Below are 16,999 nucleotides of genomic sequence, written 5' to 3' on the forward strand. Positions count from 1 at the left end.
GATTCTACTATAAAAATTAAAGAAGATATTAGATCCGAACTTATGAACCACAAGCTAAATACAAATAAAAGGATATATCTCATAAATGAACATAATTCAGTAGTTATTGCTATTTCATTTTGGAAAATATGAAGGCTGTAACAGACCACAACAAAATGAGGATGGCGCAGAAACAACCTCATCGCCATCCTCATTATTAGTTAATGAAACCTTTATTTACTCCAAATCCGTTGCAGGATAACTGCCGATTCGGTGCGAGTGAGGAGGCACTCGGATCGTACGCGTTCTCGCTCGTGCGGTTGTTTTCGGTAGCCTTATCGAATGCTTTTTTCAACATCACTTCGTTGACGACGTCCCACGAGATGATGTTCTGCATGCTGCTCTTGTTGAACTTGCTAAAATGCGTGAGAACCGCGTTAATATAGTCTTTCATGTTCGTATACGCCCCAGCCGCGGTCAGTCCTGGGTTGGACGGAGTCAGGTCGGAGTCGGAGATCTTAGCGTTGTTCAGCCACGGAATCGTTTGGCTTTCCCAGACGAGCGTATGCCCATGTATTTTTAGGTCATTGTCTATCGCGCTTTGAATTTCCGTGTATGCTTCTAATGGATCCTCTTCACCATCGCCAACCCCAAGCTCCCTAAGAGCCTCAGTATTAGCGATAAACTGCGGCAGAGTTACTGATCAGCATGTTAGCTACACCTCTAGTACCACGTCCACTCAGCATGTGTGACGTTACAAAGAATCAAGCATTTGATTTCATTTTAGTAATTATGTAAAATAATTGCTGAATTTCAGCATACATACCTAAACTGTTCAAATGTTCTCAGTTAGGGATTTGAAATATCCAAGCACAAAATAAAATAAAAAAAAACGGCATCTCTGCCGTTCTGATGATAAGGTATGGTGGAGCTAGGCGGAATCGAACCGCCGACTGATCGCTGCCAGCGACCTATTTCCCCCCTAAACTATAGCCCCATATTTAGTTGTTAACTTTTATGGGTGTTAAACTGGTAATGGTGTTCTCCCAACCGAGCTAATCCCCCGTGTTATTTCTTCGCCTTACTTTGTCTTACTTTTAGGGAAGTGTAACCAACCATCTCGTACTCCCAACTGAGTTAAACCTAATAAAAATAGCTCATGCAATTTCAGCATGAGCTATTTCAAGTCTATTGTTTTGAAAATATTGTTTAGGCATTCAGATTGTATGTTTGCCGTACTTGTTTACTCGTACCAATATTCGGGGATGATCTCCCTTTCCTGTTCCAACAACTCTTTAATAATTAAATCCGCATCATGTATGGAATTCACAAGCGGATCGATCATCATCGCTCTTCTCAATTTCGTGAAGCTCCGTTCCACAACAGCCTCCGCAGTCAGTTCGTGCGTATCCAGCACCAGCTCCTGCATGCCCCGGATTCCCCTCGGCATTTCACCCATATGAAGCGGTTTGATTCCGTCCATGCTTACTTCGCTTAACAACTCAAGGAACGAGTCGTTATTCATGTTGGTCACAGCACCGTTATTGAGCGTATTAATAAAGAACCGCTTGTTCAAATTCCCCACCATGTTTTCGATAATATCCGTAGCGTGATCGGGTCCGAAAGATTTCATATAATCGGCGATAGGATTTTTCCCTGAGATGAAGTCATCCACTTGCCGCCACATTTCCTCATGCCGTTTATACCGGTCTTCCGTTTCCCAAATCGATAAAGGCGGGATGACGTCTTCCTTCTTGCCAAGCCCCTGCCAATACCGGACATATTCTTTGGTATGGGCCGTACATGTTGGAATATACCCGAAAATGTTATAAAGTTCATAAGTGATTGCATCGTTATAAAGTGCCTTTGCTCCTCTATCCCCACCGTTGTTTTCCGTTCCTGCCGACCTCCTTAATGCCTCGGCAATCGGAGCCATAACATTCTTTCCGTCATACTCCGCCTTAAGCAGCCAGGTGAAATGATTGACACCGGCAACGCGGAAATCAAATCTCCGATCGATCTCCTCATTGAATTCACTTTGATCCTGAATGATACCCGCTCGAATCGCGTAGTAAGCTTTCTTGTTCGGCATGTGATGGGAGTCGCAAAGCGCAAAGGATTTAAGTTTCGGCGCATATCGGCTTAACGCGATCCCATGGACGGTAGATGGATTGATGTAATTGATTACCCACGCATCCGGACAAAGTTCCTCAATGTCTTTAGCGCATTCCATAATGACTGGCAGCTCTCTCATTGCCCTGAAGATTCCGCCTGGACCGATGGTATCCCCAGAGCACATCCGAATTCCATATTTTAAAGAAACCTGGCAATCGATGCCACGGTATTTGACGGTATCCTCAGCAAAGCTGAGAACGACGAAATCCGCTCCCTTCAATACCTGTCTCCTATTCGTCGAGCCTTCCACTTTAAGAGATACATTGTTTTCCTTTGCAACCATTTCAGCGAGCCTTACCATCTTGGATAGTTTTTCTTCATCAGTATCTACTAAAGAAAGTGTTCCGTTATTCAAATATTTAGAGTGAACCATTTGCCAGATTGACTGCCGCCCAAAGAAAAGACTCCCAGCCCCAATGATAACTACCTTCGGTTGTGAAACATTCGAATCCATCATGATCAAGTCCTCCTAACTGGTTATAACCTAATTATAGGAGAATGGTTTAAAAGTAGAATATGAGATAGTTTCACTTTCATGTCAAATAGTACGAATATTTGTGATTAACAAATCCAGTGATATACTAAAATAATATGAGCAATGTCTTCTGGTTGAGGAATGTAGAGGGATGCCAATGGATAAGAATATGACGGATATGGGGATTCTCAATGAATTGTCGGAATTGATCTCGCTTCGAATGAAATCCTTCTTTGAGCTTACCCACGACACGAAATGGATTGAACACAAGGCACACACCGACTATGATCTTTGGTTCATTCAATCGGGAATCGTTACCATTACTATCAATGGTTTTGAACATACAGCAAACCCGGGAGATGTGGTCTTTTTTTACCCAGGGGTTCCCTATATGGCAGCAGCTAGTGATAAGGGATGCCGGTTTATTTACATTCATTTCGATTTTGAAATCGGCAAACAACAACGAATTCTAAACGATTTTCAGCTCTCGGGGGTCATACCGCAAGAGCTGATCCGGGAAGAAGCCATTTTGTTCGGCAAAGCCTTTACGCAATCGAATCTATTACGAAGCATACCTGGGAACCGTTTATATTTAAAGGCTTGTCTGACGGCCGTTATTGCCAAAATTATTGAACTCCACGGGCTTGGCCAATATACCGGCACATTTCTGAATGGGAGAACGTCAAGAAAAGTACAGAGCAATTTGGACGTGTTGCAGCCAGTGTTCAAATACGTTAATAACCACCTTCACAAATCTATTAAAATAAAAGAGCTTGCAGCGTTTGTAGGCATATCAGAAAAATATTTTATTACTTATTTCAAGAAAGCCTTGGGCATTACTCCGGGACAATATATTTACCAGATTAAAATGAACAGGGCGAGAGAATATTTGAACGAAAAGAAATATACGATTCAACAAATTGCTAACCTTCTGGGTTATCCTGATCCGTTTACCTTTTCGAAATCTTTTAAAAAATACTATAACGTTGCACCGTCAAAGTTCGAGTAAAAAGCTGTCAGAGGACATGCCCTTAACAGCTTTTTGTCTCCCGTTTCTGCTCAGGCACGTAAATAACTTGTTTCTCATTAACCCGATAGCGATCGCTGAGGTTCGAGCGTAATTTATATGAATATCATCAATAAATTGATAAGATGGGGATCCTTTATCAGCATCTAACCCTGAAAAAACCACTATAGATCATAAAACTGTATATCAAGAATGCGCCAATGGTACCCGCCAAATGGCAAGATGAGCCGGTATTAAAGTCCCTCATTCTCTTTCTCCTCGTCCCCTTACTTTTTATTCGAATCAAGGCGCCGCGGATTGACCGTGCCAAAGATATGATACGGTGTTATCCCATTTGCAAATAGGCTATCTACCAACTTGACCAATTCTTCCGACGATAGATCTTTGCCGTTTCGTATCCAAAGGCGAAACGTAGATATTAATGTTGATATGTAAAACTCAATTATGTATGGTGCTAAGACATCATTTGTTGGAAAGTCCACAATCAATCTCTCAAAGGGAATTTCTCTTTTCAGGCGTTCAATAAAATGAACAGAACCATAGTCTCCCAAGAGGGCTTTAAGAACTGAAATTTCCTCTGCATTTTCCAAGCATTGAAGTGCATCTTGGAAAGTATGTGTAGAAAACTCTCTGCCTGCCATTTCCTCGTTAATGGATTTCAAGACACGCTCTTCAACGCAGTCCAACAACTCATAGATATCCGTAAAGTATTGATAAAATGTACTGCGATTATATCCTGATTGGTTAGCAATCTCTTGAATGGATATTTTTTCAATTGGTTTTTTGCTATATAAATCACAGAATACATTTATAAATGTTTGCCTTGTTTTGTCCGTAATTTCAGGTTGCTTTTTCATTATTTTCCTCCATTTGTCTGTTCAATCGATTATACGACAAATATTAAAAATCTGATGGTTGATGAGCGTATAGTGAGTCTATACAATAACATTATACAACACGTTGTTTGATCAATAACAAGGATTAATATATATTTTTAGGAGGCAATATGAGAATTTTATTCTTCGGTAGAGGTGTAATATCGACCCAATATGCCTGGGCTTTTGAAAAGGCAGGGCATACAGTTGAGTTTTACGTTAGAAAAGGGAGAAAAGAAACCTTCGGAAGCAACATAGAGCTTGAAATGTGGGACGCACGAAGAGGGAAACAGCTAATAAAAGAAAGCTGGAACGTCAAGCTGCATGAGGAGATGAGCCCAAATTATGATCTCATTATTGTGAGTGTCAACACGGAACAACTTCCAAAAGCAGCACAATTACTATCGACAGCTGCTGGAAACACCCCTGTCCTAATATTTAATAACGTGTGGCAAGATTTGAAATCATCGATCTCACCATTGTCTATGAACAATGTTGTCTTTGGCTTCCCAGGAGGCGGCGGCGGCATCGCGGACAATAGGCTTAGGGGTGGCTTTTTGAAAATGCTATTTCTGGAAAAACCACGGATARGCACTGAACATATTAACAATAAGGTCAAAGAACTATTTGAAAGTGCCCATTTTAAAATTACTTGGATAAAGGATATGCAAAACTGGCTATGGAATCACTTTGCCATGAATGCGGCTATAGAGACCGAGGTGTTAAAACTGGGAAGTTTTCCAGCACTCATGAATCATAGTGACTCATTCGCAAATGTTGGTAAGAATATGAGGGAAATTAGCCCTGTGCTTAAAGCAAGAGGTGCAAAGATTGATAAGATTTCTTTACTGTTAACGAAGATTCCACCAGCACTTCTCGGTACGCTTTTTAACAAGATTATTTTTGCGAAGGGCAGCTTACCACGACTTTTCATCGAATACAACAATAGTAAAGCAGGCTTTGCGGTAGTTGAAGTTGTGAGAGAAGCAAAAAAGTTAGGTATACCTTTACCACGTCTTACTGTGGCATTTGAAAACAATGAATAACACAAAGCTATTGAAAATTCCATATCATAAAAAACTTTGGGTATAACAAATATAGCCCGAACTTTAGAAGCTTCGGGCAAAGTATCTATTTATTAAAGCAGGTAAACATGGCTCCAAAACACTACTCCCTGACCAACAGCACACCTAACTTCAAGTATTCACTTTTTTGTTGGGGAGTGTAACCAACCAGTTCGTCCTCCCATCATTGCTAATTGCACAGCCCTAAATACTATTTCAGATCCTCTTTGATCTTATATCTGATGGCTATAAATGAAAATATAACTATGAAAACAATCGACACGCTAGCTACATGAACAAGATCATTTATATTATCAAAATCTCTTGCGCTTAAGATCGTATTAACTATTAAGAAAGAGGACAAATGAACGCCATCAATGATGGATTCCAAGACAGTTACAATCATTCCAAAAACATTCAACGATAGAACAAATCCAACTACAATACTAGTAATCAAGCTTTTGCTAATGATGGAGATGCATAAGATTACAATTGAAAATGCCCAATGAAGTAAAAATTGGCCGATCAACAATTTCGCAAAATAACCCCCATCTCCAATCATTGCATGATCAAAGAAAATTGATCTTCCGATCATATCCGCAACGATCATGACAATAAATGTAAGCAAAGTGAATAGGCCTGCAATTAATATTTTTGAAATAACAGTGTACATCCGCGCACGCTTCATGGAAATGTAATTTTTATAAAACCCAGAGTTATGTTCACTCATATAGAAGTAAACAACAAATACAGCAATATAAATCAGCGGCCACAATGGGATTTGAGACATCATGACTTGGATGAACTGACTTTCGTTCATCGAGCTGATCAGCATATCCCCACTTTCTCCGGGCTGCTCGTATTTTCCCAACATAAATATACCGAATATTTGAAAAGCAAAAAAAATTAACAGTAATATATAAATCATTTTATTTGATTTAAAACGGTGAAAGTCCATTTTGAGAATATTAATCACGGCTCCCACCCTCACTTTCTATCCGTGCCAAAAAATATTGTTCTAGGCTTTGTTTATGCTTGATAATCGAATGAACAGTTATGCCGCTTTCAACTAAGGTCTTGATGATATGTTGGTTCTCAAGATGAGCATCATATACATACACCATACGCTCATTTATGACTTTGTAATGATTAATATGCAATTTTTGTTCTAAGATGGGAACAGCCGAGCTTGCTTTATCCACTTCTATTTCAATACGATCTTCGCATTGAAGCAGCAGTTGCTCCCTTGAATGGTGTTCGATGATTTCTCCTTGATGTACGATTGCATATTGCGTCGCTACTTTCGATAACTCTTCCAAAATATGACTTGAAATAATGATGGTCATTCCCGTTTTATTCAATTCCAAAATCATATTTCTAATCTCAGAAATTCCTTGCGGGTCCAAACCGTTGATCGGTTCATCCAAAATCAAGACATCTGGGCTTCCAATTAATGCAGCTGCAATTCCAAGCCTTTGCTTCATGCCCATTGAATAATTTTTCACCTTGGTCTTGTTCGAACCTTCCAATCCGACAAGCTTCAGCAGCTTGTTAATATGCTCTTTCCGATTAGTCAATCCATAAGAGATTGCGATTAATTCCAAATTTTCATAGGCAGTATGATGGGGATATAACCCTGGATTTTCAATGAGTACGCCTATTCGTTCAAAATAAGGGTGATTATCCTTCACTGGACGATCAAATAATTTAATTTCTCCTGAAGTCGGGGATATCAATCCAGCAATCATCTTTAGCAAGGTGGATTTTCCCGCTCCATTTTGGCCTATCAAACCGAAGATTTCACCTTTACCTATTTTAAACTCTACCTTACGCACTGCTGTTTTCCCTTTAAATTGTTTGGTTAATTGACTTACTTCAATAATTGCTTCAGCCATATTCGCACCTCCTTGTCAATAAAATAACAAAAAGAAGCTAACATATCGTCAATAAAAGATTAAGAAAGTTCAAAGAAGATTAGGGCCGGTTTAAGGCACTCCCTATGGTGCCAGCCTGAAACCAATGCCCCAAATGGTGTCAATATAAGCCTCATCGTCAACCCTTTTGATTTTATTGCGAATATTGCTAATGTGAACGGTAATGGTTTTGTCCTCACCTATGTATATATCTTCCCATGCAAGCTCATACAGATCCTGCTTTGTAAACACTCGGGTAGGATTCTTAAGCAGCAGCTCAAGGATCTTGTATTCCTGTCTTGTAAGTTTCAAATCTGCTTGATTGACGCTAGCGTTCATCGTTCCGGTATCTAAAAGTAGATTTTTATGACGATAGCGAGTGGCAGAATCCGTTCGGGAGGTTCGTTTGACATGTACATTAACTCGGGCAAGCAATTCCTCCACCTCAAACGGTTTCGTGACATAATCAGCGGCTCCCAACTTAAACAGATTTAATTTATTATCCAATTTGTCCTTGGCTGATAGAACTATAACTGGTGTGTCAGAGCTTAATTCTATTCTTAGCCGATGCATAAAATCTTCCCCCGAGAAGCCAGGAAGCATGAGGTCCAAAATAATAAGCTGATACTCGCGATGAGTGACGTTCATGATTCCCTCACTGCCAGAATACGCTTGCGTGCATTGAAACTTCTCTTTTCGAAGCACATCATAAATAATATTGTTGATATGCACGTCGTCCTCGACAATTAGAATTTTGAGGTGGTGCGTGTCATTGTACACGTCAACTCTCCTTTACGATTTTCTTAAAAGCTAAGCTGATGCAAAACTGCTCATCGTTCAGGTCAGCTTGCACATAACCATTCATTTTCTCCATCAGTGATTTCACGATAAAAAGTCCCAGTCCTGAAGATTGGTTCGTACGCGACGGATCTGCTTTGTAAAAGCGAGTAAATATGTTGTCGAGGCTCAGCAGATGATTTCGCTTCAGTACATTGGAAAAATGAAACAAAACCTCGTCCTGCTTCTCCTCATAACGAATGCTTAGAGCACCTTCACTATGCATAAAGTAATTTTTGATCACATTCTCAAATACTCTTTCCAACGCACTTTCATTTCCTACTATAAATAGCGGTGCTTCCACCATGCAGATGTTTGGTTCATAGCCACTTCGCAAAAAATCGTCGATAAAGGTAAACAGACGTTTATTTAACACTTTTATCACATCAACTGGCTCAAGCTCCAAGATGTAATCTGGGTTTTTCAGTTTCGTATATAGGAACAGCTCGTCAACAAGTGTAATAATCTGTTTCATTCTAGTCTGTGCCAGACTAACATACTCTGTTTTTTCTTTAAGATACTCGGATCGTTCCGCCAATTGCAGATAGCCGTCAAGTGAAGTCAGCGGGGTTCGTATATCGTGGGACAAGCTCATAATGGTCGCGTGGATTTCTTCCTTTTGTTCGATAAAATCTTGCTTCAACTTTCGTTGATCACGAAGCATTGCATTACATAAATCGATTAACCGATGAATTTCTTTTGGCTTAATTTGTGTTTGTATCATTTTGAATGAATGATGGTCTGATATAAAAGATAATTGGTTGCCGATATCCTTAATTTGGTTTTTGTAATACACAAGGTAAACGGATTGAATGATTAAAGCAGCCAGTATGACGATTAAAATAATATAAAACATAGAATCACTTCCTTTCTGACACTTGAACCATCTCGTTCTCCTGTATTTCAACTCTCTAACTCTTGGAAATTTATACTTGAAGACTATATTCAATAATTTATAATTATATCCTTCAATAACGCTCTATTTCGACAACATTCAAATTTATACACTAATTATTGTCTCAAGAAGGTACCATTAAAGCAATAAACCACATAATAATAGTTTATACAGTACATGTATATCCATAGATACAAACAAAGCCCAGGCAGTATACTGCCGGGCTTCAACTTGCAGGAAAATGTGGCTCTTAGCTGCTAAATTCTTACCAACAACACACAGCACTCCACATGACTGGAGTACGTAATATTGCGATGAATCAAGGCACTATTATCGTAAGTTTTTTTTAGATACATAAAGAAAAAGATCACCTATGATAAGGCGATTTCTTCAACTTTCGTTCCACGTTAGCGGAATGACATTTCTTAATCTGAAAGAGCACGTTTTATGTTTGCTTTTGCTTCATCAACCAACCTTTCATCTTTATCATCAATTGCCTGCATCATTATCAAAATGGGAATATATATGGCAATTAATCGAGATAAGATCTTCGTTTCTTCATCTACATCCCCATATTCTTTGAAAAAGTCAGAACGCGCATCCGGAGGTAAAAAGCTATACACAACATTCAAATCACAAGCAGGATGTCCTATATTGATATCTCCCCAGTCGATAATCCCTGAAACTCTTCCATTCTCATCTACCAGTATATTTTTAAAATGAAGGTCACCATGAAGGAATACATACTTTTGATTCACTCTTTCAGTTCTGAGCTGTTCCAAATAATTTGATATTGCATGATACTCTTCTTCACTGAAATGAAGGGCAAGATCGGAAATGAATTTATGTATCTTCTTCTTACGCATCGCAATATCAGTCAGATTTCTATGGTCATATTGAGCTCCATTTTCTTGGGCAATTTGCACAGGGAATGCATGTAAGCTTTTTAAAAATTGCGCGAGCGTTGTTGCTGATAGCGCTCGTTGCTTGTCAGTTAATCCAATTGGAAACTCTCCGGATAAATAGGGGTAGCCTAGGAAGGGTGCAGGATAATTATAATCCCCTTCCCCAAAAAATAGTGGTATCGAATATGCAATGGAAAAATAATCTTTAAGCTTAGGCAGTATCTTTCCTTCCATCCTTAAAGAATTAATTGCAACTTCTCTTCTTGGAAAGCGAAATGCATATTCGGACCCGACAAGAAAAACAGTGTTATCCCAGCCATGCCCTAGTTTTTTTACACTTTTTGTAGCTAACTGCGGAAACTGACTGCTTATTAATTTATAAGCCAATTCTTCTGATACTTCCCATTCTGCATCCCATTGATTCGAACTTTCCATATCCCTTTATCTCCTCCTTCGCAAAAACAGAAAATCTGCTCACCTAACCTTGACCCATTTCCCACACATCATACCATGGATTTAATATTATGTTTGAGAACAATCTAACCGTCTTGTTCCGCTAAACTGCCCGTTCGCTTAATACCAGTACCTAAGCGTACACGATCATATCATTACAATCAATACCTTTGAGCCGCACCGTCACATCTCAATTATTGTTTCAGAATCATCAATATTAAGCACTCCACATGAGTGTGTAAACAGTAAAAAACCAAACGACATTTCTGCCATTTGGTTGCATTTATTGAAATAACATCTGGTCTCACTACTACATACGATAAGATCAAATTTAATATTAGAGCTCAGATCATTATCACCGCTTCGCCTTATAAAACTCATGATAAAGCTTCATGAGTGCTCTCTTCTCTATCCGCGACACATAGCTCCGACTAATCCCAAGCTCCTTCGCAATCCCGCTGCGTCCGCTCATCCCCGCCATGCTCCAGCCCGAAGCGCCCGATGACAACTTCCTTCTCAAGGTCATCAAGTATATCCAAATTCTTATATATCTTCGACTTTTCAATTTTCAACTGCACCTTATCGACGATATCATCCGCTTCAGTACCGAGGATATCGATCAACGTAATTTCATTGCCTTCCTTATCCGTTCCAATTGGATCATGCAAAGAAACGTCTTTCCTAGTCTTCTTTAAAGACCGAAGGTGCATAAGTATTTCATTCTCGATACAACGAGCAGCAAATGTAGCGAGCTTCGTCCCTTTCCCGGTTTGGAAGCTCTCGATCGCCTTAATCAATCCGATCGTCCCGATCGAGATCAAGTCCTCGAGATCCTCCCCAGTATTGTCGAATTTTTTGACGTTGTGGACACAACCTGATGTAAACCAAACGTCAACACATTCCAGCTCGTCCCCTTAAAATATTTTCTTTCCCCCAAGAACACATTATGCGCCGACCTATTCAAAGACTGCAACCGCATCAACCAACGCTGTCAACTGAGTCTATAACGTCTCTGTACTGAGCGTAAATCCTTCGATTACGGCATCTTCGTCGATCTCAATCAGGATGCATCGTTTCCCTTGATAATTCACCTGTCTCACATACTTTAAATCCTGCGGGCTGACCGAAATCGAGGCTACCTTTGTATCGATCTTAATCGATTTTGAAGTGAATTTCGGCATAACGCTGCTTGCCTTCATTTCATAGTTCCTATCGTCGACGATCGTTTGAAACGCGCGTTCCACTTTATCCGTCGTCACGTTATCTATGCCGCTTATTGTCAGCACACGTTCCACATCTTTATAATCCAACTTCGGGGGTTCTTCTTTATCTTCGTTGGTTTCGATTACTTGGTGGATCTCCTCGTACACCTGTGCGAGAGTGGCTACGTCGAGTTGTTCGCCCACCACTTCCTTCACGATGTCTTCGAAAATAGCCCTCTCTTCCATTGCCGTCATGGATCTTTCGGCATTTAAGACCTGTCCGATGAAGTGCGGATCTGGATAATTCGATTTTGCCGTACAATACAGAATGCGGTTCACATCGGAATAGTTATCCGTCACGCTAGGGTAAAAGAACCCGTGCTCCGGCGAACTTAACTTGATAATCGGATCTACAATGACATTGTACTTAAATTCCCTCTCCACATAATCGAACAAGAGAGTCTTCTTTTGCTTCTCCGTGGAATTCACGCTGCATAGAATGAACGGATGCGCGAACAGTTCGTCCTTCCCGCTCTCTTCAGCTTCTTCATTTCTGCCCTTGGTCGGCCGGAAATACTGTCCACGAACGAACGTGACTACTGTATCCTGTTCATACTTGGCATCCACCAACATTTTATCCACCAACAGCAGCATCAGGTCCTTCCATTCTTCAGGATTGCCTGTCGCCAAACCTTGATGAAGTATCACTCGCGTCGGATCCTCTGCTTCCTCCTGAAACTTCAACTCGAACAACTTCTGATCCAATTCTCCGGTCAGCAGTTTTTTGAAATTCCCCATATACAACTCCTGCTTCTCTCTATCCACCAGAGCAAACGCCTGGCTCTCCCAATGATAGACCTCGTTGCTATCCTTCATAATATACACGTTGAGAATGTCGTTAATATTCATCATATCGTGATCCAGCTTAAATTGCTTGCGTATATGCGCGACTTCTTTCTTTATCATGATTCGCTAGACAACTCCTAAGAAGTAAATTGGTTTTATCAGTATAAACGATATAACAACCCTTCGCTAGAAGGGCTGTTAATGTTACTTATCTTCAGTTCCGTTCCAAACCAACACAGCCACACACTCAATATGTGTTGAGTAGACAGTGTGAACAAATGAATATGATGTGCCCTTCACCAAGCCACTAATAGTGGCTTTTTTGTTTTCTTAATTATGCTGGTAAAAATAATGAACATTCTTCTTTTATTAGCGAAGCAATTTCACTGACTTGTAAATCAAAAACGCTTTCCCCATTACTCCGCGACTTTTCAATCACAGAATCAATAATACGATTCTCGGACACATGGGTATAAAAATCAGAGAATGTGATGGAGGAAAAATCATAATTCCCGTACATCTTTTGAAACATATAAGCTATGGCAGTCTGTTCTAAGAGTGTAACAGCTACTTTTTCTTCAGATATCATAGGATACGTAATTAATAAATAATTAAATACTACATCTGATCTAATGAAGGGTATTAATTTGTATGAATACGCTATTAGAATAATATCCATGATTTGCATGAAAAACTGCCCTATTGCCATTAAAAAAATCTCTGCATCCCCCATCCTTTGTCTTAAAACATCAAGAGACAGAGTATCATTTAAATTCTTTTCAATTCGTTCTTGCAGAGAAATAGAGACATCACTCTTATCATTGAGGATTAAATTATCAAGTAAATCTGCTCTGATATCTTGTTCTATCTCCTTAAGGGAATGATATTTATCTAAAAATTCTTCCTCTGTCGCACAGGGGTTAACAAAAAGGCTTGAGATAAACGAATAAGAGCTTTTCTTCAAAAAGGCCATTCGATCTTCTTGATCTTCCGAAAAGATATCATCCAAAGGTAGAACTATGAAATAGTTCGAGTACTCTGACAGGACATTTATGCAATCATTTACAACCTTGACTAAGTACTCCCTTACTCTCTTTTGTTTAATCGCGCTGCTTTCGGTTAAAAAGAAAGTTCTCATTTTCGAGACAGGATCTGTAAAAATACGATATTTCCCACAAGGTGCGAATTCATAGTGCCCATCATTTTTCAGATCAATATACATTGCTCCAGCAAGAAAACTACATTTATCATCCGTACTTATCTTCTTTAGAAAAAAGTCAATTATCTCATGTTTTCTACGCCAAAAAAGTGATACTTCCTCAAAGAAATATGCCAGTTCATTGTTTGTGATTTCTTCATCCATTATGCAATCGACATATTTACTTATCAGGTCTAAATATTCCTTTTGAATCTTAATGATCGGCTTCAATTCAATCATCTAGACCACCATACTTATCTTTAAAGAAGTCTGGAAATTCATAAAATGAAGATAACTGATTAAATAGTTTCTTCAGAACATACTCACAGTCATGTTCCACGCTTCTAAGTTTCTGCTCAAAAGTAATATCGGGAACAGTATGATACTTGTGAGAAGGATTATTACAGAAAATCATTGCACTTTCTCTAATAGYCCCCCACAGTCCATGAGTGAAGTTAGTATCATATTCATAATAAAGATCGTAAAGATCATTTTCACCAATGGCTTCAAATTTCTTTCTTACATTTTGATTATCAAATAGCCTTGTGTCCATATTAGTGAATTCTTCACCTTTATCTTCGTTAAGCAATGCTTCTAGTACAGGAAGGGCAAAGTGGTGTTTTTCGAGGTCTGGTTCAACTTCTCTAGCTTTGAGAATTACATATTTATACTTACCTATTCCGTATTCCTTAAAAGCCTTCCATATATCTGGTTGGTCTTGTTCTTTTAATGACATGTATTTCAAAGTCACATACACTTCTGTAATAGTCCTTAAGGCATTTCTACCTAAGATTCCATCTCCAATTCGACTTTCGAGCACTTCTTTATAAATCTTCAGTGCATAAGTTGCGATACCCAAGCAGACAGAAAATTTTTCATCCGTGAGTAGTGACTCTTTGTTATTAGACATTAAGTAGTCGATCGTATTAACGGCATCCTCTAAAAAAGACACACTTCCACCTACCTGTTCACCATAATCAATAATAAAAGATCTACACTTTGTTAATAACCCAAGACTATGCCAAAATTGTTTTGGAAAATCTCCGTTACCTTCTCTAAACCTTAAAGCCATTTCRGATGATCTAATTAACGGGCGATACAATCTCATTTCTAGATGGTCATGAGATAGTTTAGGATACTCAACTAATGCCTTTGTTATTTCCATCCCTCTAGCAAAATGAATTCGCTCAGCGAAAACGTTAAACCATAAAATTAGAAACCTTATATCTGTAGCTTCATTTGTTTGATGGAATAGATTTTTATCAATTACATTTTGAAGGGTAATGGTTTTATCATCTATTGATGTTTCGAAGTCTGAAAAATACTCATAAAAGAGAGCATGTTTGTCTGTACGGTATATTATTGTTAGAGGGGATAATACATCCCTAGTAGCCCATTTACATATTACTTCATAAAAAATCCGCTGTTTTTTGGGTTCTAGCTCAAAAATTTTCGATAGCATAGGAATGCACAATTCCTTATCTATCTTCGATAATTCCCCTGAAATCCTGCCAACTATATTTAGTCCATCTTCCCTGCCATACTGCTCTAGAATCAATGCTAACCATAAATATTCAGGTAACCACTCAATAGCCCATGGAGATAGAGAAAGTTGATCTCCTAGACTGCTATTAAATGGTGTATATAATACTCCTTTTTTGAATGTATGATCAGAGAGTTTGCTGAATTGCTTATCCATACCTATCACATCACAATCGTTATAATGATTATCTATTATTTAAGTATTCGTCTGCTATCTTTCTGCATATATCCTTTGAATCGTAATCAGTATCTATTAAATATTTAATAAATATATCTTCAACTTCCGTACTGTCTATTGATGCTAAATAACGAAAAGCTTCCTCAATTAGCACCTTCCAATTCGCATCATTGATAATTCTCTTTGACAGTTCGAAAGCTTTGTTGGGATCTTGCAATTGCAGCTTCTTAAATATCATCTCTAACTCAAACTCAGCATCATCATCCCGCCCAGCCATAATTTCAATGATTCGTTCATCTGAAACATCTCCCGCCATATCAGAAAATGCAATTGACAAATAATCAGGGTAAATCCTCTTACCAAAATCATTACCTTTGGGAGTTGCCCTATGTGCCCAAACGTTCTGACAATCATTAAGGATTTCCTCAACCTCTTGAACCTCAAGTTTCGATTTTCTCGAATCAAATAACTTTTTAAGATATTTATGAATTCTCTCGGGTTTACTAAATAAATTAAGATCATATATTTCACCGCCAGCATAAATTTTATCTGGCTTTTTGTCTTGATTGAATCCGAATCCTGTAACTTTTATTATTGTTAAACAATCGATACTTTTATTTTCTATATAAGCTGCGGTTGCTCTATGGTGTCCATCTAATAATGTGCTCATGAACCCCTCATAATAATAAGCAAGTCCTGTCATGGTTTTACCGTACTTTATCTGATCTAAGTAATAATTAACCCTTTCCTCATTCAAACAATTAACACTCTGAGAAGGAAGTATGAACTTTGGAGTGCCCGAGCTAACATGAAATTTATAATATACGTCCGCAGTTGCTTTATAAAGTTTCTTAGATTCGGGTAAATTCCAAAAAAAATTACCATCACCATCAGTTGGAATCATCTCTATACGTGTAAGCAAGTAATATCCATCTTCTAAAATGGAAAGCATAGGTTTAACATTTTCAAAAGTATAAGCTAAATCATTTTTTAGTTCTTGTGAGTATTTAATTGTATCAACAATGCTCGGATCAACTTTCTCTCTACCTAGCCCAATACTTAAAATCTTAGCGCATGTCGGACAGTACAGTTCTTCTCCGTAGCTGTTTATCAATGGTTTATTATCTAGTAACAAAAATCCGTATGTCTCGCCACTTTTATCCGTCCCGTACTTAGTGGACAATTTCCCTGTCCCTTTATTTATCCTAAATAGAAGGGCATCATTCCCCCATCTATTATGTGTACCAGGAATTAAATCCTCGAATTCAATCGGCTCCGAAAAATTAAAAAGCTTCACTCTATCACCCCTACAGATTCACCATACTTATATTGTAAGTTAAAACACCTTGTTGCTGCTACCAAATGTTTCCTTACATTTAAGAAAGCCCTGAAAATCCGTGTTTTGTTGCATCATGGTGCACACTCGTTTTTCTAT

At 38.7% G+C, this 16,999-nt stretch carries 14 protein-coding genes, 1 tRNA gene and 1 pseudogene; 2 read left to right on the plus strand and 14 right to left on the minus strand.

Going from position 1 to position 16,999, the window contains the following annotated elements; all coding sequences use genetic code 11:
• Positions 1-196: 196 nt before the first annotated feature.
• From AC1DPK_RS02925 to AC1DPK_RS02935, 3 genes are all read right to left on the minus strand, one after another.
• Entirely contained in the window at positions 197-673 is a 477-nt protein-coding gene (locus AC1DPK_RS02925) for an endo-1,4-beta-xylanase (RefSeq protein WP_477509333.1), read from the minus strand.
• Between the two features lie 229 nt (positions 674-902).
• A tRNA-Ala gene (locus AC1DPK_RS02930) sits at positions 903-976 on the minus strand.
• Positions 977-1,222: 246 nt separating this feature from the next.
• On the minus strand, positions 1,223-2,611 hold the full coding sequence (locus AC1DPK_RS02935; RefSeq protein ID WP_477509246.1) for a family 4 glycosyl hydrolase: 1,389 nt from the start codon (positions 2,609-2,611) through the stop codon (positions 1,223-1,225).
• Between the two features lie 175 nt (positions 2,612-2,786).
• Between AC1DPK_RS02935 and AC1DPK_RS02940 the strand changes: the two genes are divergently transcribed.
• The gene (locus AC1DPK_RS02940; RefSeq protein WP_477509247.1) at positions 2,787-3,638 is read left to right on the plus strand and encodes a helix-turn-helix transcriptional regulator; all 852 of its coding nucleotides are present in this window, start codon (positions 2,787-2,789) and stop codon (positions 3,636-3,638) included.
• Between the two features lie 284 nt (positions 3,639-3,922).
• On the opposite strand, the gene AC1DPK_RS02945 is transcribed toward AC1DPK_RS02940, so the two are convergent.
• Positions 3,923-4,513, minus strand: coding sequence for a TetR/AcrR family transcriptional regulator (locus AC1DPK_RS02945; protein WP_477509248.1), 591 nt, complete (start codon positions 4,511-4,513; stop codon positions 3,923-3,925).
• Positions 4,514-4,662: 149 nt separating this feature from the next.
• Here AC1DPK_RS02945 and AC1DPK_RS02950 point away from each other — a divergent pair, with 149 nt between their 5' ends.
• The gene (locus AC1DPK_RS02950; protein ID WP_477509249.1) at positions 4,663-5,577 is read left to right on the plus strand and encodes a ketopantoate reductase family protein; all 915 of its coding nucleotides are present in this window, start codon (positions 4,663-4,665) and stop codon (positions 5,575-5,577) included.
• 229 nt (positions 5,578-5,806) lie between these two features.
• On the opposite strand, the gene AC1DPK_RS02955 is transcribed toward AC1DPK_RS02950, so the two are convergent.
• From AC1DPK_RS02955 to AC1DPK_RS03000, 10 genes and pseudogenes are all read right to left on the minus strand, one after another.
• On the minus strand, positions 5,807-6,553 hold the full coding sequence (locus AC1DPK_RS02955; protein ID WP_477509334.1) for an ABC transporter permease: 747 nt from the start codon (positions 6,551-6,553) through the stop codon (positions 5,807-5,809).
• Between the two features lie 10 nt (positions 6,554-6,563).
• Positions 6,564-7,490: an ABC transporter ATP-binding protein gene (locus tag AC1DPK_RS02960; RefSeq protein WP_477509250.1), complete on the minus strand. Its 927-nt coding sequence runs from the start codon at positions 7,488-7,490 to the stop codon at positions 6,564-6,566.
• Positions 7,491-7,592: 102 nt separating this feature from the next.
• Complete coding sequence (locus tag AC1DPK_RS02965) at positions 7,593-8,288, minus strand: response regulator transcription factor (protein ID WP_477509251.1); 696 nt, start codon at positions 8,286-8,288, stop codon at positions 7,593-7,595.
• A 1-nt stretch (position 8,289) separates the two neighbouring features.
• A complete protein-coding gene (locus AC1DPK_RS02970; protein ID WP_477509252.1) occupies positions 8,290-9,201 on the minus strand; it encodes a sensor histidine kinase in 912 nt (303 codons plus the stop codon).
• Positions 9,202-9,665: 464 nt separating this feature from the next.
• On the minus strand, positions 9,666-10,580 hold the full coding sequence (locus AC1DPK_RS02975) for a phosphotransferase (protein WP_477509253.1): 915 nt from the start codon (positions 10,578-10,580) through the stop codon (positions 9,666-9,668).
• Positions 10,581-10,953: 373 nt separating this feature from the next.
• Positions 10,954-11,464: pseudogene (sigK, locus tag AC1DPK_RS02980) on the minus strand (RNA polymerase sporulation sigma factor SigK); the annotation flags it as partial.
• 135 nt (positions 11,465-11,599) lie between these two features.
• The gene (locus AC1DPK_RS02985) at positions 11,600-12,766 is read right to left on the minus strand and encodes a DUF4317 family protein (RefSeq protein WP_475775611.1); all 1,167 of its coding nucleotides are present in this window, start codon (positions 12,764-12,766) and stop codon (positions 11,600-11,602) included.
• Between the two features lie 214 nt (positions 12,767-12,980).
• Entirely contained in the window at positions 12,981-14,084 is a 1,104-nt protein-coding gene (locus AC1DPK_RS02990) for a hypothetical protein (protein ID WP_477509254.1), read from the minus strand.
• A complete protein-coding gene (locus AC1DPK_RS02995) occupies positions 14,077-15,543 on the minus strand; it encodes a DUF5677 domain-containing protein (RefSeq protein WP_477509255.1) in 1,467 nt (488 codons plus the stop codon). The genes AC1DPK_RS02990 and AC1DPK_RS02995 overlap by 8 nt, the downstream gene beginning before the upstream one ends.
• A gap of 28 nt (positions 15,544-15,571) precedes the next feature.
• Positions 15,572-16,861, minus strand: coding sequence for a hypothetical protein (locus AC1DPK_RS03000; protein ID WP_477509256.1), 1,290 nt, complete (start codon positions 16,859-16,861; stop codon positions 15,572-15,574).
• Between the last annotated feature and the right edge of the window lie 138 nt (positions 16,862-16,999).

The organism is Paenibacillus sp. 01T424, from assembly GCF_056398745.1.

Coding starts and splice junctions, on each gene's coding strand:
- AC1DPK_RS02990 (WP_477509254.1), bottom strand. CDS start 14,084: ATGATTGAATTGAAGCCGATCATTAAGATTCAAAAGGAATATTTAGAC.
- AC1DPK_RS02960 (WP_477509250.1), bottom strand. CDS start 7,490: ATGGCTGAAGCAATTATTGAAGTAAGTCAATTAACCAAACAATTTAAA.
- AC1DPK_RS02955 (WP_477509334.1), bottom strand. CDS start 6,553: ATGGACTTTCACCGTTTTAAATCAAATAAAATGATTTATATATTACTG.
- AC1DPK_RS02935 (WP_477509246.1), bottom strand. CDS start 2,611: ATGATGGATTCGAATGTTTCACAACCGAAGGTAGTTATCATTGGGGCT.
- AC1DPK_RS02940 (WP_477509247.1), top strand. CDS start 2,787: ATGGATAAGAATATGACGGATATGGGGATTCTCAATGAATTGTCGGAA.
- AC1DPK_RS02985 (WP_475775611.1), bottom strand. CDS start 12,766: ATGATAAAGAAAGAAGTCGCGCATATACGCAAGCAATTTAAGCTGGAT.
- AC1DPK_RS02945 (WP_477509248.1), bottom strand. CDS start 4,513: ATGAAAAAGCAACCTGAAATTACGGACAAAACAAGGCAAACATTTATA.
- AC1DPK_RS02970 (WP_477509252.1), bottom strand. CDS start 9,201: ATGTTTTATATTATTTTAATCGTCATACTGGCTGCTTTAATCATTCAA.
- AC1DPK_RS02975 (WP_477509253.1), bottom strand. CDS start 10,580: ATGGAAAGTTCGAATCAATGGGATGCAGAATGGGAAGTATCAGAAGAA.